The 23,781-nt window shown below is 40.7% G+C and carries 19 protein-coding genes and 2 pseudogenes; 19 read left to right on the top strand and 2 right to left on the bottom strand.

Annotation, left to right across the window (positions count from 1 at the left end; translation table 11 throughout):
• Positions 1-9 precede the first annotated feature (9 nt).
• Complete coding sequence (locus tag AACX38_RS05745; protein WP_228863716.1) at positions 10-1,752, bottom strand: type VI secretion system baseplate subunit TssF; 1,743 nt, start codon at positions 1,750-1,752, stop codon at positions 10-12.
• 765 nt (positions 1,753-2,517) lie between these two features.
• Between AACX38_RS05745 and AACX38_RS05740 the strand changes: the two genes are divergently transcribed.
• The 19 genes and pseudogenes from AACX38_RS05740 to pcp all read left to right on the top strand — a co-directional run bounded on the left by AACX38_RS05740 (position 2,518) and on the right by pcp (position 22,516).
• Positions 2,518-3,192 carry a PAS domain-containing protein gene (locus tag AACX38_RS05740; protein WP_228863715.1) on the top strand — a complete coding sequence of 225 codons (675 nt, stop codon included), beginning with the start codon at positions 2,518-2,520 and terminating at the stop codon, positions 3,190-3,192.
• Between the two features lie 110 nt (positions 3,193-3,302).
• The gene (locus AACX38_RS05735) at positions 3,303-4,304 is read left to right on the top strand and encodes a LacI family DNA-binding transcriptional regulator (protein WP_228863714.1); all 1,002 of its coding nucleotides are present in this window, start codon (positions 3,303-3,305) and stop codon (positions 4,302-4,304) included.
• A 40-nt stretch (positions 4,305-4,344) separates the two neighbouring features.
• Positions 4,345-5,799 carry a Na+/H+ antiporter NhaC gene (nhaC, locus tag AACX38_RS05730; protein ID WP_228863713.1) on the top strand — a complete coding sequence of 485 codons (1,455 nt, stop codon included), beginning with the start codon at positions 4,345-4,347 and terminating at the stop codon, positions 5,797-5,799.
• 339 nt (positions 5,800-6,138) lie between these two features.
• Entirely contained in the window at positions 6,139-6,819 is a 681-nt protein-coding gene (locus AACX38_RS05725) for a helix-turn-helix transcriptional regulator (RefSeq protein WP_099120786.1), read from the top strand.
• Between the two features lie 629 nt (positions 6,820-7,448).
• Positions 7,449-7,749 (top strand): annotated as a pseudogene (locus AACX38_RS20730) (IS630 family transposase); the annotation flags it as partial.
• Positions 7,741-7,935: pseudogene (locus tag AACX38_RS05720) on the top strand (IS1 family transposase); the annotation flags it as partial. The pseudogenes AACX38_RS20730 and AACX38_RS05720, both read left to right, overlap by 9 nt.
• 669 nt (positions 7,936-8,604) lie before the next feature.
• Complete coding sequence (locus AACX38_RS05715; protein WP_228863712.1) at positions 8,605-9,621, top strand: deoxyhypusine synthase family protein; 1,017 nt, start codon at positions 8,605-8,607, stop codon at positions 9,619-9,621.
• Positions 9,622-9,642: 21 nt separating this feature from the next.
• Positions 9,643-11,061 (top strand): phenylacetate--CoA ligase family protein, encoded by a 1,419-nt coding sequence (locus AACX38_RS05710; RefSeq protein WP_228863711.1) that lies wholly within the window; start codon positions 9,643-9,645, stop codon positions 11,059-11,061.
• The gene (locus AACX38_RS05705) at positions 11,058-12,020 is read left to right on the top strand and encodes an NAD(P)-dependent oxidoreductase (protein WP_228863710.1); all 963 of its coding nucleotides are present in this window, start codon (positions 11,058-11,060) and stop codon (positions 12,018-12,020) included. Before AACX38_RS05710 ends, AACX38_RS05705 begins: the two co-directional genes overlap by 4 nt.
• Before the next feature lie 67 nt (positions 12,021-12,087).
• On the top strand, positions 12,088-13,386 hold the full coding sequence (speD, locus tag AACX38_RS05700; RefSeq protein ID WP_228863709.1) for an adenosylmethionine decarboxylase: 1,299 nt from the start codon (positions 12,088-12,090) through the stop codon (positions 13,384-13,386).
• A gap of 10 nt (positions 13,387-13,396) precedes the next feature.
• The gene (locus tag AACX38_RS05695; protein WP_228863708.1) at positions 13,397-14,506 is read left to right on the top strand and encodes an amidinotransferase; all 1,110 of its coding nucleotides are present in this window, start codon (positions 13,397-13,399) and stop codon (positions 14,504-14,506) included.
• A gap of 13 nt (positions 14,507-14,519) precedes the next feature.
• Positions 14,520-15,422, top strand: coding sequence for an ATP-binding cassette domain-containing protein (locus AACX38_RS05690; RefSeq protein ID WP_228863707.1), 903 nt, complete (start codon positions 14,520-14,522; stop codon positions 15,420-15,422).
• The gene (locus AACX38_RS05685; RefSeq protein WP_339385662.1) at positions 15,409-16,221 is read left to right on the top strand and encodes an ABC-2 family transporter protein; all 813 of its coding nucleotides are present in this window, start codon (positions 15,409-15,411) and stop codon (positions 16,219-16,221) included. Before AACX38_RS05690 ends, AACX38_RS05685 begins: the two co-directional genes overlap by 14 nt.
• Position 16,222: 1 nt before the next feature.
• Entirely contained in the window at positions 16,223-16,981 is a 759-nt protein-coding gene (locus tag AACX38_RS05680) for an ABC-2 family transporter protein (RefSeq protein ID WP_228863705.1), read from the top strand.
• A 9-nt stretch (positions 16,982-16,990) separates the two neighbouring features.
• A complete protein-coding gene (locus tag AACX38_RS05675; RefSeq protein ID WP_228863704.1) occupies positions 16,991-18,304 on the top strand; it encodes a diaminopimelate decarboxylase family protein in 1,314 nt (437 codons plus the stop codon).
• 47 nt (positions 18,305-18,351) lie between these two features.
• Positions 18,352-19,587, top strand: a complete 1,236-nt coding sequence (locus AACX38_RS05670; protein ID WP_228863703.1) for an aminotransferase class I/II-fold pyridoxal phosphate-dependent enzyme — start codon at positions 18,352-18,354, stop codon at positions 19,585-19,587.
• A gap of 517 nt (positions 19,588-20,104) precedes the next feature.
• Positions 20,105-20,833, top strand: coding sequence for a DUF969 domain-containing protein (locus AACX38_RS05665; protein WP_228863702.1), 729 nt, complete (start codon positions 20,105-20,107; stop codon positions 20,831-20,833).
• Positions 20,830-21,846 carry a DUF979 domain-containing protein gene (locus AACX38_RS05660; RefSeq protein WP_228863725.1) on the top strand — a complete coding sequence of 339 codons (1,017 nt, stop codon included), beginning with the start codon at positions 20,830-20,832 and terminating at the stop codon, positions 21,844-21,846. Before AACX38_RS05665 ends, AACX38_RS05660 begins: the two co-directional genes overlap by 4 nt.
• A gap of 22 nt (positions 21,847-21,868) precedes the next feature.
• Positions 21,869-22,516, top strand: a complete 648-nt coding sequence (gene pcp, locus AACX38_RS05655; RefSeq protein WP_228863701.1) for a pyroglutamyl-peptidase I — start codon at positions 21,869-21,871, stop codon at positions 22,514-22,516.
• A 94-nt stretch (positions 22,517-22,610) separates the two neighbouring features.
• Here the strand turns inward: pcp and AACX38_RS05650 are convergent, their stop codons facing one another.
• Positions 22,611-23,771 carry an MFS transporter gene (locus tag AACX38_RS05650; protein WP_228863700.1) on the bottom strand — a complete coding sequence of 387 codons (1,161 nt, stop codon included), beginning with the start codon at positions 23,769-23,771 and terminating at the stop codon, positions 22,611-22,613.
• Positions 23,772-23,781 lie beyond the last annotated feature (10 nt).

Genomic DNA, 23,781 nt, shown 5'->3' with positions numbered 1-23,781 from the left:
GAAAACTCCTTACATAATTGAGCGATAACCCTGAATCATTGAAGGTGACAGATACCATTCTGTCCCTGAAGGCTGGCTGAGCACTCGCATCCGCAGCCATGTGCCCTGAGCCAGACAGAATGGGAAAAATTGGTAGAGTGAATTGGCAAATCGATACATTTCACCGATATCAATATAAGCAGTTTCATCCAGCACCAGAGTGAGCAGCAGACAACGAACGGGCCTGTCCCGGATTATTCTATCTCCCCATTTTGCTTCTATATTGGCAACCCCTCCGATCATGCGCTGGATATTTCGGCTGGATGAGCGATTAGCATCTGCGTATAAATCAAAATCCAGTAATAACTGTTTGACGGATACAACTGTCTCCAATAAATGACTGCCGACTGAATAATGTGACAACAAATCCCAGTGACGATGGCTATCAACAACAGGAGGATAAGTTTGTGAAGTTGATGTGATATTTTTTAATTGAAAAACTTCGGGAATATTTTCACCAGACTGACAGATTTCACCTATCGCAAGAGGTTCCTGATATTGTTCAATACCATAAAAATGGCAGATAAATTCTCGCTCAGGAGGTCTATGCATCAGCTCTGCTTTGCTGTCATAAAAAATCAGTTCGTACTGTATTCTGCCTAATGCATCTTTAATGACTTCAAGCGAATAGAACCAGGCCCTATCATATTCTGGATGATAACGCTCCATGCCAGTAAGCAGGCTGACCGGATAAAACAGATATTCATCACCGCGCTTTTCTTCTTCTGTATTCGGCTCGTTTTTCAGTTCAATACCTGTAATATGCAGAACTCCCTGATTCGATATTAGAGGTAAACGATAACGAGCTGTTTCAGGTGTAAAAGGGAGAGTTACCTGACTGTTACGTGCCATATTAACGACAGGAACGCAATTCAGTAAAAATGCAGATTCAACCTGAGCGGCTGATAATGGCAGTATTGTGTTCAACGATAAAACAACACTGAATTCACGCTGTTCTGCCAGTTCCAATCTTTTTACCATTGTCGGCAGAGGCAAATTCAGGAATTGATTAATATGTGGCAGATAAAATGATTCAACCAGTAACTGTGGTGCCCAGTTATCCCCTACCGCAGATGACAAAGCCAATCGAGAAGCTCCTGAGCGTGGTTCAAACCGATCGCCACGGGCTTGATAAACCTGCCCATTGTGATGTAATTCAGCTCCATCATAATATTGTGTCAGCCCCAGCATCAAAGCATCAGCCACCCGTACGTCACTACTCAGGAACAAATTAATCGGTTGGGTCAACCACTCTTCTTCCCGACCGTTATAACGAAATTTTAAATTGATTTTAGTTGACTGTACCTGATGAGTAATTTCACGTGACACTAATACCAAAGGCTCAATAGAGCATTCACGGCACATTACAAATGGTTGTTGATGATGAGTATAAACTTCAGTTCCTGCTGGTATAGAAAAAGCAAAATCACCCTGTGTTCCACTATCAAATTGCACAATACTGGTTGCAGGAATACCTTTTATCGGCTGTGCCTGTAGTTTTTGTAGTAACGGCTGCGTCAGTTCAGGAAAAGCATCATTGATTTTCTGACTCAAACGAGCCATTAAAGCAGCAAAACCTTCATTAACTCTTTCTGCATCAGGGTCTCTACCACTGAGTACATCACCAAGATGCGATTTTTCTTCACGTGCAGTTTTTGCAAGTTGCCTTAGGTAATCAAGTTCCCACTGATAATAATATTCAAACGGATTCACCACTAACTCCTTTTGCCTTAAAGCTGCACATTATGAGCATTACCATTTTTGGCTTAGGTAAAATAAAAAGTGCAATAAAAAACATAGCCATTCACCTTACAAGATGATTAGCTTGTTAATTTTAGATAAGGCCAATTTAATGTTTCAGTTTATTGAAATAATATTTTCAAGATAAAATAAAGCGCCCTATCATGATTTATTAAAAGAGAAACACGCCTCGAATAATAAACTGTAGTAGGAATATATCAAAAGAAAAAATAGCCTGTTTTTTATTGATGATTAAAGGCACTTTAAAAATGAGATATAAGTCACATAAAATTATTTTTTATCTTATTACTAACTCAAAGAACATTACCTATTTCCTCCTTGTATTCCTTCAATAAACTAATTCAATAAAATTAATCACCCATGTAAAGTTAAATTATGGAGAATAACCTCATCTCAACAAGTAAGTTATTTATAAAAAATGGCTTATTCAATAAAAAACATATTTAATCTTAAAAAGAAAATTAGATTGAAAGCAATTAGTTGATTTTTCCAAAAAATAATCATATGACACTCTGAATTCATTTAGCTGACAAACGCCAAGAAAAAACGTTACACAGATCACATTTTAGCACTCCATGAAACCAATTACATGAACAGCCATCCGCCCTCACATTCTCTATAAAAGAAATTGGTTACTCTCCTATAACCATAAACTCTGACTTACTGATTACTAATATATTTTAGTATATTCCCCCCAACTATTATTGAAGGTTATATATGAGTAAAATCACCCCTCAGTTAACAAATATGTGGGATAAAAGTCATGAGCCATGGTTCGTAAAAGATAAGGAGCTCCGTTTTATATATGCAAACAAAGCATTTTTTAAACTAAACAGACTATCTGAAAATTTTGACATTATAGGTTATACAGAGAAAGAGTTAATTACTCCCTTTAGTGGACTTGCTCAATTATTTGAAGATCATGACAAGAAGGTTTTGCAATCTATGCAAAGGATATCATCCGTCGGATCTTATTTTCAGAATAATACAAAAAAATTAATACCATATTTTTGTGAAAAATACCCATTAATGAGCGAAAACAATACATGTATGGGGATCATTTGCCATATTAAAGAAACAACCCATTTCTCAGTACATAATTATATTAAAAATGATATTTCTGTATCCATCAACCTAACTCCTTCTAGTGATATCCTGACAGAAAAAGAGTGGTTAATAATTTTTTTATTCTGCCGAGGAGTCAATAATAAAAATATGGCTAACGAACTAAAAATATCAGGAAGAACATTAGAGCGATATTTTAAAATTATCTATGAAAAACTATCGATTAACTCAATGATGGAGTTGAAAACACTTTGTGAAAGAGATCACTATGATTTATATATTCCTCCCCAATATATCAAATCAATAGGTCATACTCTTCTATATTAAATCCTGTTATTCATTTGGATATGAATTCCACAAAGGCATTCATGATCATATGAATAAATTGGTATATGATTCGGCTCCATATTTACATTACAGAACTACTGGGGAAAAACATGGCAACTATGAAAGACGTAGCACATCAGGCAGGAGTATCTGTAGCAACTGTCAGCCGGGTTATTAACAATACAACTTATGTTGAGCCGGGTACTCGTGAACGTGTAGAAAAAGCTATGCGTGCATTGAATTATCGTCGAAATTTAGCTGCTCTGGCGTTAACAAAAAGGTGTGGAAATATGTTGGGCTTACTAACTGGCAATTGGGCTGACCCATTTTTTTCCCTTTTAGCTCGTGGTGTCGAAAAGGTTGCCCGCCAAAATGAAACTAAGCTGATGGTATGTAATGGTAGACATCAAGCGGAACTCGAAAAAGCAGCCCTAGATTTTTTAATTAATCAAGGATGTGAAGCCATAGTCGCGTATGTTAGCAGAATGAGTGAGGCAGATATATTACGCTATGCCGCCCATACTCCAGGATTAGTCATTATAAATCGCTATGTTCCGGCTATCGCTAACCGCTGTGTTTGGTTAGATAATATAAGTGCTTCTCAGATTGCCACCAATTACCTGATTCAAAATGGCCATCGGAAAATTGCTTATATAACAGCTGATCTACCTATTGATGATCGAAAACTCCGACTGGAAGGATATTATAACGCAATGGCTCAAGCTGGCATTACAATAGATAATGATTGGATTATTAGTGCTCCATTTAACGAAAAAGGAGGAGAACAAGCAGCGGAAAAGCTTTTAAATCGCCGTACCAATTTTACTGCCGCTCTAACATTTAATGACGTAATGGCAGCAGGAATGATGAGATTTTTACATCGGAGAAAAATTAATTTACCTGAACAGCTATCAATTGTTGGATTTGATAATATTGTCACAGCCCAATATCTCTATCCTCCTTTAACTACTATACATAACCCAATTGAAAAAATGGCTCAACGGGCCGCCAACATGGCATTACATCTCAGTGCTAAAAAAGAATTACCACCACAAATGAATATGTTCTCAGGAGAACTGATCATCAGAGAATCAGTCTCTTTGATAGAGTAATTTTTGTTGTAATACCCAGCCGAAAATTGGGATATTTATAATGGATAACAAGAAAAAACTGAGTTTGGGACTGGCTATATTGCCCATTGTAACCATGCTCCTGCTGCTAATTATTGGTTATGGTCAATTAAGCCTCCGAATAGAGTCTTTATTACTAATATCAGCAGTCATTGCTGCATTACTGGCTTATTGGCAAGGCTATCGTTGGGATGACATTATTAATGCCATCGTAGCAAAATTAGTCAAAGCAATGCCGGTAATCATGATACTGATTTGCGTTGGTGGATTAATTGGTACCTGGATGCTGAGCGGAACAATCCCTTATATGGTTTATTGGGGATTAAAGCTAATCAGCCCTCAATATATCCTTATCGCTACATTCTTTATTACAAGTGTTATTTCTGTTTGTACCGGAACATCATGGGGCTCCGCCGGAACAGTAGGCGTTGCTTTAATGGGAATAGCAGCCAGTCTCGATGTTTCATTAGCGGCTACAGCAGGCGCAGTGGTTTCAGGAGCATATTTCGGTGATAAAATTTCACCGCTATCTGATTCAACAAATTTTGCAGCCATTGTTGCCGATACTGATCTTTACAGCCATATTCAACATTTACTGTACACCACTATTCCAGGCTTCCTTTTAGCTGCCATCGTTTACTTTATCGCTGGTCATACAAGCTTGACAGACAACTCAGCAACCTCTGAAAAAATAACAGCAATTACTCAAGTTCTTGAAAGTCTCTATCACTTCAACGTATTGCTAATTTTGCCCCCAGCACTAGTTGCATGGGGAGCCATAACAAAGCGTCCGGTGATACCAATCATGCTTGCTGCTTCTGTTCTAGCTATCGTACTCGGTGTAGGGCTTCAGGGATTTACAATCAAGCAAGGCCTCAATTCATTAATTGATGGTTTCAATCTCTCCATGTTCTCTGAACAAGAAAGTCATCTTATCGGGAACGTGAATGATATCCCTCTCCTGCTTAATCGCGGCGGCATGTCTTCCATGATGGGAACTATATTACTTATTTTTTGTGCATTCGCATTTGCCGGTTCACTAACACTTACTGGTGCTCTGACCATCATCATTAATTGGCTTCTACGAGCTGTTCACACTACAGGGCAGCTCATCGCTGCAACCTTAGCTACGACTATTCTGGTAACAGCTACAACTTGTGACGGCAAACTGGCACTGCTTATTCCAGCAGAGCTGTTCAAAGGGGCTTATCAACAGATGGGGCTGGATAATAAAAATCTGTCCCGAACAATAGAAGATGGCTGTACTGTCATCGAACCACTGTTTCCCTGGACTTCTGCCGGTATTTATATGGCGACAACATTAGGCGTCAGTACTCTTGATTTACTACCGTGGGCAATTCAGTGCTATACCGCTGTATTTTTAGTACTCATCTATGGTTTTACTGGTTTCAGTATTGCAAAAGTAGCACCGAAAAATTCATTGAAGAATAATGAAGCCCAACGTGACACCATCTGACACTACAAACATACCTGAAACTTTCCGTGAAAAGTTTCAGGTAATAGATTCACCTTAATTACTTTTATATTATTAATAAATTCCCTGGAGCTGGCGACGAAACAAGATAATTAATGATTTTATTCATTTTTGGAAACGTTGAAAGCGTATAAAATACTTTGACAAACATAATTTACGTGGTTCAAATTAAAGTCAGCCATAATTTAATAACAAGTAGTTAATATTTCAAAAGATGTAAATATAAAAACCTTGATCTTTATATCCCTGAAAGATTTATCACCGTTAGTAGCAAAAAATTTAACTGATTATATTAATCAGACATAAAAAAGGAATATTGATATGAGTAAGAAGTCGATCATTTCACCTCAGATAATTAATACGCTGGCAATAAGTAACGAGCCTTGGGGGATCAAGGATAAAAATTCATGCTTTATCTATGGTAACAACGCGTTGAATAAGATTAAGGGATTTTCAGATTCATTTGATTTTGAGGGGCTCTACGATCACGAACTTCCCTGGGATGGTGCAGAGTTTGCTGAGGCGTATATTCATCATGACCAAAAGGTAATGAAAGAAGAAAAATCATACGTTTCACTAGAAACCCATGTCTGGGGAGAAACTCAAACTTTATCATCTTACTTTTGTGAAAAGTCACCTATTTATCATGATAATGGTGACTGTATAGGAATCATCTATCATTTATGGAAAGCTCAGGATTTTTCACTGACCCGCTTATATCATGGGAAACTGCCTGCTTCTATTATGTTCCAGCCCCCAACTAATTTGTTTACTCAACGAGAATGGGATGTGATTTTCCTCTCTTTACATAAATACACTAGCAAACAGATCGGAAAGATACTAAATATCTCCTACCGCACCGTTGAAAACTACACCGCCCAAATATATAAAAAAGTTGGTGTCAGCTCTGCTCAACAACTGGAAGAATACTGCCGATTGAATAATTTCGATCTTTACGTACCAGAAAAATTCTTACAGCCCGGAAGTCGTATCTTAATTTGATTATCAATAAATAATAATATTCATAAATAGAATTATTAAATTTAATTATAATTTCAAATCATAGTAAAAATATCTTAAGTCAATACCGATAATTAAATGGCTTTTCAAAATGGTAGGAGTATAAAAAAACTCAGTCCCATTCTTGCGAATTTGGATTTTCCAGAAACAAAAAAGCAAAAAGAAGGACTGAGTTATGGTTATCCTACCATCCATTCCCCGTAATGAACGACGTTTGATGAAAAAATGGCGCAAAAAACGCACAATAAAAAGTATGTCATTCGTATTCTCGCCATTCTCATGATTCATCGTAGTCAGCCAGTTTTCCATATAGCTGAAACACTCTGTATCGCTCAGTCTTCTGTATGGCGTTGGATAAAGTATTTTAGAACCTATAGTTGGTTAGGATTGCAAAGTAAGCCCTCAGGCCGTCATCAACGATGGGATTTAACCTGCTTTTTACCTTTTCTCTTTTATTTTTCCATATGACAGGTTAAAACCACCGTCTTTAGACGGTGACTTTGACTTTAATGTTTTGACCTATGCGCGTTTACGAGGTGCGTGGTTCGACGACTTTCAGTCGTCGGCACCGAAGTGCGCTAACCCACCTACTTCAGTAGGTGGTAGTTAAGTTACTGCAACTTTCTCCTCAGCAGTTTGGTTATACGCGCTCTCGCTGGAGTCTTGAATTTTTTATTCTAAAATTCAACGAGTTAATTCTGATAAAATTTTCAATCAGCACACTTTATCGATTTTTCTGCAAAAATCAGATCGTTTGGCTGCGAGCCGAGCCAACATTACATGAGAAAAATCCTGAGTATGAAGAGAAGATGAAGCAAATTAACCAAGTATTACTTGGCGTATCAAAAGAACATCTCGTGTTTTATGAAGACGAAAGTGGATACTCATTTCAACCCTAAAATATGTACCGATAATCTCAAGGCTTACCACGTACTGCCCACAGATAAATACCTCATCGGAAAAAGTTTCACACAGCGTATTGACCGTGAAAACTGCACTCTCCGAAACCGAATTAAATGACTGAATCGTAAAACATTGGGTTATTCAAAATCATCGGAAATGCATAACAAAGTTTTCGAGATTTTTATCGAAAGATAATATTATATTTAAGGTAAATAAACAAATTGAATACGCAACATTTTTATATAGTTAAATCCATCATTGAAATAAATAACAAATACTGGTGATTTTATGATTTTATGATTTTATGATTTTATGATTTTATGATTTTATGATTTTATGATTTTATGATTTTTAATAAAAAACCTTATTAAGCTATACGCACAAAAATAATCTCTCGTCGATTTATTTTTTTAGTGTTTTATAAATAAAAAATGTTTCAATGTAATTTGAGACAAGTAATAACACACTCCATTACCATGAATTTATTAATGATTAATTTCAAACAGCCATTAATGAAACACTCAGCTCCTTTTAAAAATGGCAAGCATAAAAACAAAATAAATTTCTTATTTATCATATTATTACCATTAGTTTTCAACCTACTGATTTTTTAAATACCTATTTGAAAATGGTTAAATAAATTCTTGCATTTAGTGCTTCGTTATTATTTTATACACAGCGATTGGTGAGGTTTAAACATTATCCATTTCTGTTTTTTTATAAAAACCCTGAAACCATTTATCATAGAGATAATTTTTAGCTACCTTTTATATAGATTCATTACTCTTTTAAATAATTAAAAATCCCTATACCATCCCTCCTCATTGTTAATGGGGAGTAGTATAAAAAAGGAAATTGCTAATTATGAACGAAATGCCTGTCTTTGATTTTATTTGTAATGACTACCATCATTTCAATGCTGGAGCTTTAAAACGAGCATTGTTTGATTATCATCAGCATATTAGTGCGGGTGGAAAAATGTTTTGGTCACTGGCCGGTGCTTTATCCACCGCACGTATTGGTATTGTATTGGCCCCAGCCATCCGTGCTGGTTTAATTCATGGTCTTTCTGTTACGGGTGCGAACCTCGAAGAATCCCTCTTGCATATGCTATACGGAGATAGCTATCAATATGACTGGAATTATCGCTACTTGAGCTTACAGGACGACGCGGCTTACCTGAAAAAGGATTTTTCTAGAGTGACAGATACATTAGTACCAGCACAAGCATTTGATAAATTGGGTGCTTTGCTAAAAGAAAGTTGGCTTAATGCGCAACAGCAGGGTGAGCGCCATTTTTGGCATGAGTATTTTTATGAACTGGCTTTACAAATGGCACAAAAGCCGAATTATGCTACGCGTGCTAAAGAGTGCTGGTTACTTGCAGCAGCACAGCAACAATTGCCCATATTAGTTGGGGGGCATGCAGACTCATCCCTAGGTAATTTTTTTACATCGGAATGTTATCTGAAAAATCTAACACCAGGCATCATTAAATCCGATATTGAATATATGATGGAATTCTATGATACCTATCAACATCAACTTGCAGTGGGTTCTGGCTGTGGTTATATGCAAATCGGTGGCGGTATAGCGGGTGATTTTGCCATGTGTGTAGTGCCCGCCCTTCGACATGATTTGAACCTACCGGTTCCGCACTGGGCATATTACTGCCAGGTTAGTGACTGTACTACTTCTTTTGGCTCGTACTCAGGAGCTGGAGCCAACGAAAAAATCACCTGGGACAAAACTAATGCAGATACACCAGCCCATTTGATAGAAAGCGACGCCAGCTTGGTAGTACCGCTTTTACTGGAGGCTCTGCTGGAAGCGAAACAAAACCCCCACGCGGCAGAACAACGTATCGCACAATTTATCTGATTCTCCGGTGAGGATAGCGCAATGCATTCCGGTCTAATACAGGGAAAAATGGGGACTGTCTATGACACTCAGTCTCAAGATGGTGGTTTTGCAGCAATCAGTCGCTTGGCCAAATTGAACGAACCATCGCAAGCAGACACACCTCTCTTGCAAATAGCTGCGCTCAATTACTGGAGACAACAAAGAAGTTCGTTGCTGGCAGCACCATTCGAGGATGCACAATTAGTACGAGAGAAGCAGTTCGCTCAATTGCGATTGTTAGTGGATTACGCATTTCAGTACATTCCCTTTTATCGTTCTCTATATGGCAATGTCGGCTACGAGCTTGGCGATCTGCAAACTTGGCGAGATTTCGAATTTCTACCGATTATCAATAAAAGTATGCTAACAGCGCAACCGGAAGTCATGCGACTAGCTCCAGGCATGTTGAGAGAAAGTAGCTTTTGTAGTCGCAGCTCTGGTTCCAGTGGTATCCCATTCACCACATGGCTTGATCAACAAGATGTAATCCGAGATTTTGCCGAGCAAATTCGCTTTTTGCACTTCGCTAGTGATGGTCGCCTGCTTCCACAAGATTGGATTTATACCTTACATCACGGAGGTTTTTGGTATTCCTCTGTTCTCAGCCAATACCGTGTGTTCCGTTTGATGGATATAAAGGCAACTGATGTTCCAGATCTAGCGCGCCATTTGCAATGGATGCGACCCGCCTTATTGACTACGTTGCCCTCATATCTGACATATTTAACGGAGCTTGGTTCTCTAGAGAAATATGGAATCCGCGCCCTTACTACAAATTCCGAAATGAGCAGTCCATCCGAGCGTCATCGCTTCAGTCGCATATTTGGAGTGCCAGTATTGGATGAATACAGCTCAGAAGAAATTGGTTTAATGGCAACTGAATGTCTGCATGGCAGTTATCACGTTGTAGAAGATGGGGTTTATCTAGAGATTGTAGACACTGATAGCCAAGGATTAGGGCGTGTTGTGGTGAGTGATTTAGGTAATTATCTGATGCCCTTAATCCGCTATGACCATGGGGATTTAGCGAGTTTTGATAGCACACCTTGTTCTTGCGGACAACGTTTTCGCCGCTTGTCAACGTTGCACGGACGAAGCGATGACGCTTTTCAAACCTCTAACGGTCAATACATACCCAGCGCATCGCTGCTAGCAATTTGTGACGATGTGCTGACTGATGAGTCATCTGGTATACACGAATATAGACTGATTCAACAAGGTCCAGCACATGTGGAACTTCAATATACTGGCTCCATCAATAATGCCAACCATACAAAATTGATATCCGATTTCAAACAGCGTTTAGAGGCACTCTTTGGCTACAAAATTGAATTACGCACAAAGTATCAGGAAAGATTGCCAACAAACGCAAGTTTTAAACGACGCAGCCTGTTGCGCATTTGGAATCCAATTTTATGAAAAAGAAACATAACTCCACCTTATTGCTGACAGGTTGCAGTTTAAGTAAAGAACAATATTATCGATATGAAAAACATTATCAGAGCATTATTGAGTTACCTCAACCGCTCAGCAAGTCGGCTATTTTAGCTCAAGGGGCTTGTATTACCGACTATATCTTGGGCGGGCCAGAATATATCGATGATATCGCTTTAAAGAATTTCCCCAAATTGCAACGTTTGGTTTTGCTTGGCACAGGAATACCATCATTTGTTGATCAGAAAGCAGCAGAAGAACACGGTGTTCTTGTCATGAATACTCCCCATATGAATGTGCAGAGTGTCGCTGAATTTGCTTTGTCAATGATAATCACATGTGCGTCCGGAGCCCCGGCGGCGGCTGAACACGTGCGAGAAGGCAGCAGCTGGCCTCAGAAAGCGTGGAAAACCTTAAACGAGCAACATATTGGTATATTTGGTATGGGGCATATCGGTCAAGCCCTAGTGGAAAAGTTGTACGCATTAGGAGCCCGCCAGCTAACATACACGAGCCGAAGTAGAAAACCGCAATTAGAAGAACGGTATGCTTTACGCTTTGTGACACAAAAGGAATTGCTTAATGAGTGTGACAGTGTCTCCATGCATTTAAGCTATAACGAGCAAACTCATCATTTAATTAACCAGTCAGCCCTTCAAAAGTGTAACCCCAGCTTACATTTGCTGTGTTTTTCCAATCCACATGTTATTGACCCAAAAGCGGCTCGTGATGCGCTGTTAAAGGGTAACTTAAAGCAACTGTATATAGATGGTTATTATCGAGAATGGCAGGAAAATCTTGGCCAAAATCACGATCCCGAAGGTTTGCTAAATCTACCAAGGGAGCGCTTTTGGGCTACTTCACATTTAGCTGCGCAAACTCACCGCGCTATCGAGTGCCAATTGGCGGCAGCACTTTACTTATTACATCCTGACACTGATTAAACGGTGTATCTGCGTCACCTTTCCCGACCGTCGCTACGTTACTAACGCAAATAATAAGGTATAAATAATGATGCATGATTTACATGGAAAACAGCTACAACAGGGTTCAACCGATCCGAACAAATTAACTTCAAATGAAAAACTCCCCAAAAATTATCCAGCTAGCGGCTTTCATATGATGGCTGATGTCTGGGGAGCTTCCAAAACACAGCTTAATGATATTTCTTCCTTGCAAGAACGCATGAAAAATGCCATCGCTAAAGTTGGTGCTACTTTACTAAAATTGGAGGCTGTACAATTTGAACCAAACGGCGTGACCATAGTAGCTGTATTAGCAGAGTCTCACGCTTCTATTCACACTTACCCTGAAAAAGGCGTTTTGATGGCTGATGCCTTCACATGCGGCTGCCTTGACCCAGAACCACTTCTGCTTGAACTTATAGAAGGTTTGGGAGAAAAACATGTAATCCGACGCACTGCACGTGGAGATAGTTTGCCCAGCCATCTAGAAGAAGAGTTGAGCCCGGGTTTATCACGCATCTGGGAATTACAAAGTGTCATAGCTCAGAAAAAAACGGATTATCAGAATGTACTTATAGCTCGTACCCACCAAGGCGTAACCTTGTTTTGTAACCAAGAACGCCAGAGTTCTGAATTAACACAACTAATTTATCACGAGGGGCAATTTATTCCTGCTGCACTATTGGCTAATGAGTGCCAAAACGTCTTGATCATTGGCTCAAGTGAAGGTGTGATAACACAATTAGCACAGTGGTGTGGAGCCAAACGAGTAGTCCACGTAGATATTGACCGCGAATGCGTCGAGTTGTGTGCTGAACATTTACCTTATGGATATAAACCGTTTGATGTTAAACGTTACGCTGAAGGTACCCCAGAAGTACAATTGATTTTTGCTGATGGTTTTGAAACCGTTCGTAAAATGCAAACCGAAGGTACAACATTTGATATCATAGTAATGGATTTACCTGATGAGGAGTATTCCCCTAGTTCACAGCATAATCGGCTTTATGAACCCGAATTTTTGCGTGACTTACAAACTTTACTCACCCCACAGGGGGTTCTGATCACTCAGGCTGGTTGCGCCAGTTATTGGCGAAATCAAACGTTGCTTCGAACCTATCAAAGATTCTCCAACCTATTCCCAACGACAGTATATTTTGAAATGACAGAACAAGACTGGGTTTGGGTTATCGGCTGTCGTTCCAAACTGGAAGATCCATTAGCCAAAATGCAAGCTCGGCTGAAAAATCTAGACTACACACCTGAATATATTGATAGCGAGTTGCTAGGAGCCGCTATTGTGCCCCCCACTGGTTTACGTCGCCTGTTAAATCATACTGTATGAGGAAGTCAAGATGAATTCTATGGTTATCCAAAATGCCGATCTATTACAAGCAATAGAGACAAATTCCGACTGCCCGGTGTATGTAGACAATGAATGGGACAGTCTGCAGGAAGTTATTGTGGGCACGATTGAAACCGCGCGCTACCCAACCTGGCACGTAGGTGTGGAAGCACCGCTACCTCGAAAATCGCACTCAGAGTTTATCCGCAAACAGGGGCAACTCTTTGATTCTGAATTATTAGATCGTGCGAGAAGAGAAGTTGATGGTCTTGCCGAATTTTTGCAGCGTTTAGGAGTGAAAGTACGGCGCCCTAACTTCAGTGGTCTGGATTCTCCTTTCGTGACACCAATGTTCTCTAGTCGGGGTGGTTTGTATGCTGCAATGCCACGTGATGGGTTGTTTGCGGTAGGAAATAGTATCCTAGAAACACCAATGGCTTGGCGCGATCGCTACTTTGAGAGCTTCGCCTATCGTGATATTTTAATGGACTATTTTAAACGTGGGGCGCGATGGCGAGCAGCGCCAAAACCACAATTATCAGATGCGTTGTACCGCCAAGATTATGATAGTTCCGTGGAGCATTTCGAGTCTGTTTTAACAGAAGTAGAGCCTGTATTTGATGCAGCAGATTTTGTGCGCATTGGACCAGACATTATTGGTCAGTACAGCCATGTGACTAACCGCGCTGGAGCTCAATGGCTGGCGCGCGAGCTAGGGCCAGATTACAAAGTACATATGTACAATTTTGATGATGCTGGCCCTATGCATATTGACACAACCCTACTTCCTATTGCTCCAGGGCGAGTCTTAGTCAATAAAGCTTGGGTTTCGCGATTGCCGGATTTTTTTAAAGACTGGGAAATATTGACTCCACCGCCATCCGCTCTACCTGACTCGCATCCATTACCTTTCACCAGTCGCTGGATCAGTGTGAATATTTTAATGTTGGATTCGCACCATGTGCTGGTAGAAGAAAGTGAAACACCATTGATAGAGGCTTTTAAGTCCTGGAAAATTGAAGCAATTCCAATACCGTTTAAACATTTTCAAACATTTGGCGGCTCCTTCCACTGTGCGACTCTTGATGTGCGACGCGGTGCCTCTAGCTCGCCTATGTAAATTGGAGTACTGAATGAGAGAACCCAACCCAGTTTTCAGTGAGCTACCGGCACTGCAATTACAAGACGTCAGTCGTATTTACCGCAGTCGCCGCCATCAAGGAGCATGGTGGAAGCAATTGCTAAAACCGGAATTCGATCAACATTTGGCTCTTGATCACATAGATTTAAAAATCTATGCGGGTCAGTGCTTAGGTTTAGTCGGCCCCAATGGGGCCGGCAAATCAACCGTAGTTAAGTTATTAACTGGAATGCTCCAGCCTGATACCGGACAAATTTCGGTGTTGGGTTTTGAGCCTTCGCGACGTGAGATTGATTTTTTAAGTCAAATAGGCGTGGTATTTGGTCATAAAACCTCTTTGTGGTGGGATTTACCGGTTCGCCATTCTTTTGAGGCGATTCAAAAGATTTATCAGACTCCTTCTGAGATTTTTCTGCGCGATATGCAACATTATGCCAATTTACTACATATCGAACATTTGATGGAGCGAGCGGTGCGCCAACTCAGTCTTGGAGAACGAATCAAGTGCGAGCTGGTATTGGCTTTAGCACACCAACCACGCGTTTTGCTGTTAGATGAGCCGACCATTGGAGTTGATATGGAATCTAAGCAGCAATTGCGCGCTGTAATAAACAACGTTGTGCAGGAAAAAAAGATTGCGGTGTTACTCACCAGCCATGATGTTAATGATTTATTATCCTGTTGCAGCCATATAGCGCTCCTGCAAGCTGGCCAGTTGTTTGAAAATTGTACCTTAGACGAGCTATTAAAGCGGTTCAATATCAGCCCAAATAATAGCCGAGGTCTTGAGGACAGTTTGATAAACACTTTTCGTGCGAATAATGCTGACGATGAGGAATTTATATTTGGTAATAAACAAGCGCACGAAATTCCGGGGGAAGATGAAGATGATTGAACGGCATAAACCGTATATGCTCAACGGATTGCGCTTGTTAATAGTCGATCGCGGGGTGCTGTTGGTTGATTTTTTCATTGCCACTGGAGTTGCTTTTTTTATTCAGTTTCTCGTGTGGACTTCAATTTATACCCAAGATGAGGAAATTAACGGATTTTCCTTCAGTAACCTAATGATTTATTGTGCGTTAACGATCTTTTTATCGCGGCTACACAACTGTTATGACTTGATTGAAGAAATGGAGCACGAAATCATTGACGGTAAACTCGAAGTTTTAATGGCACGTCCTACCCACTTATTAATTCAGAAGTTTTTTACCTATCTTGGTGGCGGGGCGCTGTATATTTTACCCGTGTTCTTGGTGTGCACGCTATTTTGGATACAGCAAGACTTTTTTTTTGCCTCATCTCTCAGTAGCACTCTAGTCTATCTGACAATACTTTGCTCTTTTTTATTAATAGGGGTAATTCTAAGCTTTTCCATCGGAATGATCCTGGCGATGAGCATATTTTGGTTGATGAAAGCAGATTTTGTTCTTGCATTCTTAACAACGGTGGTGGCGTTTTTAGGTGGAGCTATTATTCCGCCAACATTTTGGCCTGAGTTTATACGTCCATTGATGGAATACAATCCTTTTCAATATTTCATTTCAGCACCTGCTCAATTCATTATTCATGGTGATATCCATAAGGGATTGCAAGATCTGGGTATTAGTCTGTTATACGTTCTTGCACTGTTGCTGCTATTAAAGTGCTTATGGGATCGGGCACTCAAAAACTACAGCGGGGGAGGAGGTTGATATGTGGACGTTGTTGCGTAAAGCTTATGCTACTCAATGGCACTATCGCGGTAATTATTTGGCTTTTCTTGCCATACAGAGTGTGACTCAATTACTGACTCTTTTCTATCTGTATACAGTTTATACCTATACCGACCAGCTGAATGGCTGGAAAAGAGAAGAGGCTGTTTTCGTCTTTTATTTGGCTAACATAGTGATTTTATGCGCGGAATGCTTTACCTGCTCATTAGATCAATATTACAGAAAGTTAGTGCAAGGAAGGCTCGATCCCATGCTTGCCCTACCGATTAAACGACGCTCCTTACAGTTATTACGATGGTCAGAACCCGGGTTTATATTACCAGTGTTATTTTTGCTCTGTATTTGGCCTTGGGTTGATCCTTCTCCTCAGCGGGGGTTACTTGAGTGGATTAGTGGCGTGCTGGCGCTTGGTTTAGGCGTGTTGACAATTATCATCCTCTTTGCGTTGATTTCGTTGCCAGCACTTTTGACACAGCGGCAGGCACCGGCTGAGTTCATGATATCTGAATTGAGTCGAATGGTGTTTCTTCCTTCCGGCATTTTACCTCAAGGCGTATGGAAATTCGTGCTTGGTATTTGTATACCATTGCTGTTTTCAGCTAATGCTGCCGGGGAAATTCTGGTTAAAGGAGAATATGGAAGTGCCATCGCATTGCTGATGGGCGGACTCACTCTGGGTACGATACATCGGGTGCTGGAGGCACGTTTGCTGCGTTCTTATAGTTATCCCGGTAGTTAAGGTGGTGCTATGTCAAAACAAGATACGATTTTTAATCAACAAAGCGATACTCCACTGTTCTGGCTTAGTCAGCGCGATAGAAGCTGCCAACCGGACACATTGAAGCATTGGTTAAAACAATATGGTTCACCCCTGCTAGTTTATTCTGAATACTCATTACACGCTTTAGTGAAGTCATTTAAAGAGTTTTGTGCAGCGAGTGGTCGCCATACACAAATTGCTTTTGCGCTGAAAGCGTGCTCCAACCTTAGTATTTTACGTCTTTTGCACGCGCATGGTTTGCTCATTGAAGTTAATAGCGCACCGGAATATAGAATAGCTCTTGACGCTGGTTTTAAACCTCAACAAATCCATATCAACGGGGTGGCAAAAAATACTGAACTGATTGATCTCGCAATCCTAAAAGGGTGCCGAGCACTGCATCTAGACAGCGTAGAGGAAATTGACATTATCGCGGCTCGTGTCGCTGCCAGAGGTAGTCGACTAGCTGTGCAATTGCGTATCTGTCCAGATATCGGAGCCGCTTTGGCACCTGGTCTAATGACAGGGCAATTGCAAAGCCCATTTGGTGTTGCTTTACAGGACTTACCAATAGCTTGGCAAGCTTTACGCCGACATCGTAAGCATTTAATTCTTCAGGGGCTACATGTCCACGCAGGTTCGGGGGGGGATTTGGAGGCGATTTATCCGCAGCTTATTGATGTCATGCAAGCAGCATTGGCTGACAGCATAGCTGCGCTTCCAGAACAGGCACTTGAAGTTAATTTAGGTGGTGGGTTTATTTCTGACCCTCAGCGCATATTTAAGGTGAAAGGATCAGCGTCTATTCTGAAACAAATCAGCCGATTACCATTTAATACTGCATTGATGTTTGAGCCGGGGCGCTTTTTTGTCGAGTATGCTGCTGACTTATATTGTCAGGTAGCAGCCTTAAAACGCAAAGCTGACTTGAGGTGGGTGTTATTGGATGCTGGCTACAACCACTTAAGTGACCGCGCTATTGTCGGTGTTCGTTTTCCGTTACGTGCTTTACGTAAGAGCAAGGACTACGAACTGATGAGAGTCGCCGGTCCACTATGCGATAGTATTGACACATATTTGTCATCTGAATCAGGCATCAACGGATTTAACTTACCAACAGATTTACAATGTGGTGAGATGATCGAAATCGCCTGTGCCGGAGCCTATGTGCATAGCACTGGCAACCACTTTGCTGGTTTTTGCCAACCGGCCGTGCTCTTGGTCGGAATTGATGGTCAAGCGCGTTTAATTCGGCGTGCTGAACAATACCAAGACTTATGCGCACTTGAACTGGATTTATAAAATTCCCTATGTGTAAATCTATTTCGACAATACATCAAGGAGTAGCTATGCAAACTCGTATAATCCCCCTGCGCCGACAACAACCTAATTTTGATATACATCCATACCCGAGTATCACTGCACCGGAGATGTCGCTCACTGATCAGGAGGTGCTAGGCTTTCGCTATCAGGCTGATATGAGCAGTGGGCATGCTTATCATGATTTGCCTCCCGCTCTGGCCTGCTTGCCTGATGAAATGCCAGCTATGTGGCGTACCGCATCCCATCAGAATCCACTTGAATGGGAACGACAATTAATCTCCGCATTTTCAGATTTAAGCGGTGTACATTCGTTAAAGCGCTTACCATATTGTCGGCCTTGCCCTACAGCTTCAAATTCGATCGATTTATGCGCCACTTTATTAAAGAAATTTAGCTGGCGTACGGCTCTGATTGAACCAACCTTCGACAATCTGGCGTTAATTTTGCGCCGCCGTGGCGTACCGCTTTGCGCAATTTCTGAGAGCATGGTTTTCGACGCTGAGCCACAAGAGCTGCAACAGTGGCTTAAAAACAACCGTATTGATGTATTGTTTATCGTATCACCCACTAATCCGAGCGGACGCTGTTTGAGTGTTCAAAGACTTGATATCATTTCCAGTCTATGTACTAGAATGGGAATAACATTGGCTTTGGATTCAAGTTTTCGACTTTATAACCGAGAACTATTCGACGATGTTGACATTTTGCTACGTAATCAGACCCGTTTCATTGCCTTTGAAGATACTGGTAAAACTATTCCAACATTAGATACAAAGGCAAGTTTAATTTATTCCTCTGCCGACTTGGCAAAGGAATTAGAAGAGTTGTACAACGAAGTATATCTATGTTGCTCAGGCCTTTCGCTAGCGCTGATAACGCGTAGTTTTGAACTGGCAAAAGATGCCGGTCTCGAAAATGTTTTGTGGCGTTTGGTTGACCAGCGTCGTAGTCGATTGCGCTCGGCTTTGGTCGGCACGGGATTGTCGGTCGCACCTGAGAGTATGCATTCGGTGACTGGCTTGGAATGGTTGACCTTCGATGCTAAAAAATACAACGACTTGCAAGTTTGCACACTCTTGGAAGAGTATGGCATCGCGACTGTGAGTGGACGTCAATTTTATTGGGCGTCGTCATTTCTAGCAGAACACCAATCCCGTGTGCGTCTAAGCATGATGAAACCAAAGCACAATTTCGAGCGCGCTTTACAGATTTTGCGTTTAATAGGCAACCAAGGGAGCTTGTTCTATCGCAGTAAGAAGTAACAGACTAGTTAAAAAGTGCCAATGATACGTCTGATAGGCTCTGTCGCATTAATAAAAATAGTGTGAACGAAAGTAATTTGCTGGATTTTTATGTTACCAATTGATAGAAAAAGGCAGCCAGAGAAAGAGGAAATCCGGGCACTTGCTAATAACATGTTCCATTAGACACATCTTCATATTTTCGCTGATGTATTCAGTATAGTTCACTGAAGCCGTTTTGGAGATGTGTCCATTTTATTAATTCAGGCTAAATTAATACCGATAGTTAACACCATATAATGCTATAAATGGCGTTAAAAATATCGGTTTAATCCTTTTTCATTTCCAATGACTCCGATAAGAAATCCATCCAATCAGTGATCTACCTTCCATTTTTACAATCCAATGCAGATTTACATTGATCATTCTTTGAACGCAATATATTTATCGTTCAACAATAAAAAACAATTAGCCAACAATGAATGCAAATTAAATCAACAATAAAACAACAATCCATTTATGCAGAGGGAAGTAAAATATGCAGCATACTGTCAGTTTTTGGCCCCTAATCGGGATTGCAGTCATCATCATTGGTTTTATTATCAGGTTTAATCCTGTTCTGGTTGTCACAATTGCAGGGCTGGTCACAGGCTTAGCTGCCAATATGCCGCTTCTCAATATTCTGGAAAAGCTCGGATCTGGCTTTCTTAATACAATGAACCTATCGCTGACTATTCTATTACCTTTGGTCATCATTGGATTGCTGGAAAGGCATGGTTTAAAAGAGCAGGCTCAACGTGCCATTGCTCATATTAAAAGTGCCACAACCGGACGTTTATTGATTGTCTATCTGTTTATACGTGAAATCTCTGCCGCTCTGGGGTTAACCAGCCTGGGAGGGCATCCACAAATGGTTCGTCCATTATTGGCGCCAATGGCTGAGGGGGCTGCCGAAAATCAATATGGTGATTTACCCAAAAATGTCCGCTATCGGATCCGCGCTATGTCCGCCGCAACAGATAATACCGGATTGTTTTTTGGAGAAGATATTTTTGTCGCATTCGGTGCCATTATTTTTATGCACAATTTTATGCTGAACTCCGCTGGTATCGAGACAGAACCCCTACATATTGCACTATGGGGAATTCCGACTGCGATTTGTGCTTTCTTCATCCATTCAGTTAGGCTATATCGGCTGGATAACAAACTTGCCAAAGAAATTGCCTCCCTAAGTCATAAAAAACACACCAACAAGGAGGCTATATAATGTTTCAGTTACAATATCTCTATTATCTGGCAGGCGCTATTTTGCTTATTGTAACGGTGATGTCCTGGCGTGATAAAGCCAATCCCCGTCGTTTGACTACAGGGCTATTCTGGGGGCTTTATGGTTTTATTTTTCTGCTAGGAAACTGGAGCTATCGTTTGACTGAGTTCTGGATCGATAATGAAGCTCTTGCAATAAGAATCGTACATATCGGAGTAGGGATTTTAGTGGTTGTGATGGCACTGCTGGCTGGGTTTGGCGGGGTTCGTTTAGGTAACTATCATCAGCCAACGCCAGAGCAACGACAAGAAAGCGCAACCCGCCTCGGTAATCGGTTATTTTTACCCGCCTTACTTATTCCGGTTATCACCATGGTGGGTGTTTTTGCATTTAACCATATTCCCGGATTAGAACGTGCAATTTTTGGCGAAGGCAATCATACAACGCTGGCAACCCTCTTCTCTATCACTCTCGGCTGTCTTGTCGCACTGATAATTGCTATCCGTATCACTCGCGAGAAAATTATACAACCTATGCAGGAGACTCGCCGCTTACTGGACTCTATAGGCTGTGTATTCATTCTGCCACAAATTCTGGCTACGCTCGGGTTACTATTTACAGCTGCTGGAGTGGGAACAATTATCTCTTATCTGACAGAGAGTTATCTGGCGGTTGATAATCAGTTTATCGCAGTCATGGCTTATGTCTTTTGCATGGCACTCTTGACCATGATTATGGGAAATGCTTTCGCCGCCTTCCCTATCGTAACAGCCGGAATTGGGATCCCTATTCTTGTACTTCAACATGGTGGTAACCCGGCCGTAATGGCAGCAATCGGCATGTTTTCCGGTTACTGCGGTACATTGATGACACCAATGGCAGCAAATTTTAATCTTGTTCCCGCAGCGCTATTAGAGCTACCTGATCGAAATGCCGTCATCAAGGCACAGATCCCTACGGGATGTACTTTGCTGATTGCCAATGTGTTTTTACTCTATTTTCTGATGTTCTGACAATAAATGACAGGAAACAGCTATGAAAACAATTTTAGTGACTGCCTTTGAGCCTTTTGGAGGCGATGCCACCAACCCTTCATGGGAAGCAATTAAGCGACTACAAGGCAGCCGAGTTGGTGATGCAAACATTGAAGTTCATCAGCTCCCCTGTATCTTTGATACATCACTAACGCAGCTTTATACCATTATTGATAAGTATCAGCCGGAATTAGTAATTTCCGTTGGATTAGCGGGAGGCAGGCCTGATATTACAGTCGAACGGGTTGCCATTAATATTAACGATGCAAGAATTGCCGATAATGCAGGTAATCAGCCGATTGATACACCTATTATTGCCAGTGGCCCTGCCGCGTATTTTTCCAGCTTACCTATCAAGGCGATGGTCAAGGCGCTAAATATATCTGGTATTCCTGCTACTGCTTCCCAAACAGCCGGCACGTTTGTCTGTAACCATGTAATGTATGGCTTATTACATTACCTTACACAAAAATACCCTGCCGCACGTGGAGGGTTTATCCATGTTCCTTATTTGCCAGAGCAAGCTACTGAATATACGAATATGCCCAGCATGTCTTTAGAAATAATAACGTCAGCATTAAAAATGGCGATTGAAGTGGCCTGGGAAAATAAATCAGATATTGCTGTGGCGGGTGGAGCAACACATTAAATTGACTACGTAGGTATGACTCAATATTCATACTCGCTGAATTTAAGTTTACGCTTTATTGGCGGCAACGCTAACTCTGCCGCCATACAAAATATTAAGATTTATTGGGTACAGACGTGTTAGGAAGCAAATATGAAAATACGAATACGAGCCCAACAGTAACCAATATAATTGTAAATCCTTTTGCGTTGAATATATCCATTGCTACACCTGTTATTAAAGGCCCCATAAGACTGCCAATGCCCCAAATAATGCCAAATAGAGAGTTTATGGTAATCAATGTCTGACCTGAATATTTTTTCCCGGCTCTCACCAATGATAAGGTGTAAATCCCACCTCCGAATGCACCCATGATAATGATATTAACCCATAAAAACATAGAATTTATACTAAATGGCAATGCCAATAGAGTGAGAATAAAAACCACCCCACAAATAATGTGCATTTTCTGATGGTTAGTTTTATCTGCTAGCCAACCTATAGGCATCTGGAAGATTGCATCCCCTAAAAAAAATAATGTTATCAAGGTAATGGTGATCTTTTCGGATATTCCCAATGATAAACCATATAACGGGAACATAGATAACGTTGCTGAATCAAAAAAAGAAAAACAAAAAACACCAATCATAAGGCTAGGTGCTGATATGATTAGTGGTAAGAAAGAACCTTTTATTTTTTCATTTTGTTCTGTTTGTTGTGATAGTGCTGATGAAGGGTTTCTTATTATAAGAACAAGGCAAAGAATAGAAAATATGCTCAGTAAAATTGCAGGGATAAGAGAGATAATACCAAAAATAGAAATTAACAATGGCCCCAGAAGTTGACACCCCGTGAATACGGAAGTGTATAGCCCCATGAATGTTCCTTTGTATTTACCACTAGTATTATCGCTAATCCAGGATTCCCCTATAACCACAATGACACCACAAGCAAACCCCATAAAAAACCGAGGAATAGTAAGGTAATATACCTGATTTAAATAAGTGGAAAAAAAAGTAGAAACAGCCAGTAACAATAAACTAAAACTCAATAATTTATTTAAGTTAAATAAGCGCGTAAGTATTGGAACAATTATGGAAGAGATCAGCATTCCTAGTGCAGGTAATGCTGACATTATACCCATTATTGTTGAAGCACGATTTTGCCCTGCCAGCTTTAGACTGACCATTGGTAATGTATATCCCATCGCTAATCCTACGAGCGATGCACCCAATATGATGGAAACCATATATGATTTATTAAAGCTGGCAGTCATTTTTATCTTT

Origin of the sequence: Xenorhabdus sp. PB30.3, from assembly GCF_963895965.1 — a bacterium.
In the GTDB taxonomy this organism is placed as follows: Bacteria; Pseudomonadota; Gammaproteobacteria; order Enterobacterales; family Enterobacteriaceae; genus Xenorhabdus; species Xenorhabdus stockiae.
The sequence above is the reverse complement of the archived record's forward strand: the minus strand, read 5'-3'. Positions and strand labels throughout refer to the sequence as shown.